Below are 1,434 nucleotides of genomic sequence, written 5' to 3'. Positions count from 1 at the left end.
CGCTGCCTAATGCTGTTGTCAAGCCACGAGACGAAGAGGCGGCCGGGCCTCGTAGGGGCGACGGTCGCGCAGGATGGCGTAGAGAACGTTGATCTTGCGCCGGGCCAGAGCGATCAGGGCCTGATGGTGTCGTTTGCCTTCGGATCGTTTGCGGTCGTAGAAGGCGCGCGAGGTGGGATCACGCTGGATGGAGCAGAACGCGGCCTGGTAGAAGACCCGTTTGAGGGCCTTGTCACCGCCGGTCGCGCTGCGCGAGTAGCGGATCTTGCCGGACTGGGAGAGCACCGGGGACAGCCCGGAGGCGGCGGCCAGCGCGTCGCCGCTGCTGAAGCGGCGGATGTCGCCGACAGCCGCGAGGAACTCGGCGGTGAGGGCGGCCCCCATCCCCGGCAGGCTGCGGATGAGGGCCCCGTCAGGGTGGCCGGTCACCAGTTTCTCGATCTCGGCTTCCAGGGCCTTGATGCGGCGTTTGCCGGCCAGCAGCTCGTCGGCGAGTTCCCGGATGAGCTGGGCGGTGCGGCGTTCGCCGGGCAGCGCGGCACGCTGGGTGAGTGCGGCGGTGTGCGCCGCATCGGCCAGCGGCTGCGCCAGGGCGGTTCTGACGCCGTGCCGGTGCAGGTAGTCGGCGATCCGGGCGGTGCCCGCGCGGCGGATCTCGGCGGGTGTGACGTAGTGGCCCAGCAGGATGAGCCCGGACTGGTTCGTCGCGTCGACGGCCCGTTCCAGGCCGGGGTGGATACCGGTGAGCAGGTCACGCAGCCGCGCGGTGCGGGCGGTGGCCTCCCTGACCAGCGTGGTGCGGTGGCTGACCAGCAGCCTCAGCTCCACGGCGCTGTCGTCGGGCAGTTCGACGGTGCGCAGGTCGTCGCGGAGCATGACCTGTTCGGCGATGACCTTGGCGTCCCGGGGGTCGGACTTGTTCTCGCCGCCACGGGTGGCGCGCCGGGCGCGGTTGACGGCCAGGCCGGGGACGTGGACGACGCGGAAGCCGGCCGTCAGGAGCATGGCGGTCAGCAGGGCGGCGATGCCGCCGAGGATGTCCAGGCCGACGGTGACGGGGCCGTGTTCGGCCTCGACGGTGTGCAGTTCGCCGATCGCCTCGTCGATGGCGGCGGGGTCGTTGTCGACCCGGTGGCTGAGCAGCTGACGGCCGCGGTCGTCGGTCACCGCGAGCCAGTGGAATTCCTTGGCGATGTCGAAGCCTGCGTTGGCGGTCACGGTCCCCTCCCGGTGCAGCGTGTGGCGCGACTTCTTCCGCCTGTCCTCGCCCTACCAAGCGATCGTTCGCAGTGCCTAATCAGCAGTCCGGAAGAAATGGCGGGACAGGGGGATCAGCGTCCTGAGCCATCGGAGGCAGCCAGCATGAAAACCATCCCTGCCCCACCCGCGCAGTCCCAGAGTCGCGAACTCACGGGATGCACTCAAGAAGGTAGG

The 1,434-nt window shown here is 69.9% G+C and carries 1 protein-coding gene; it reads right to left on the bottom strand.

The features are described from left to right. Nucleotides 1-18: 18 nt before the first annotated feature. Nucleotides 19-1,218 carry an IS110 family RNA-guided transposase gene (locus tag ACZ7L7_RS37170; protein ID WP_472078026.1) on the bottom strand — a complete coding sequence of 400 codons (1,200 nt, stop codon included), beginning with the start codon at nucleotides 1,216-1,218 and terminating at the stop codon, nucleotides 19-21. Between the last annotated feature and the right edge of the window lie 216 nt (nucleotides 1,219-1,434).

The organism is Streptomyces sp. NPDC110618, from assembly GCF_055657065.1.
Note: the sequence above shows the minus strand (reverse complement) of the source record. Positions and strands in the feature narration are given on the sequence as shown.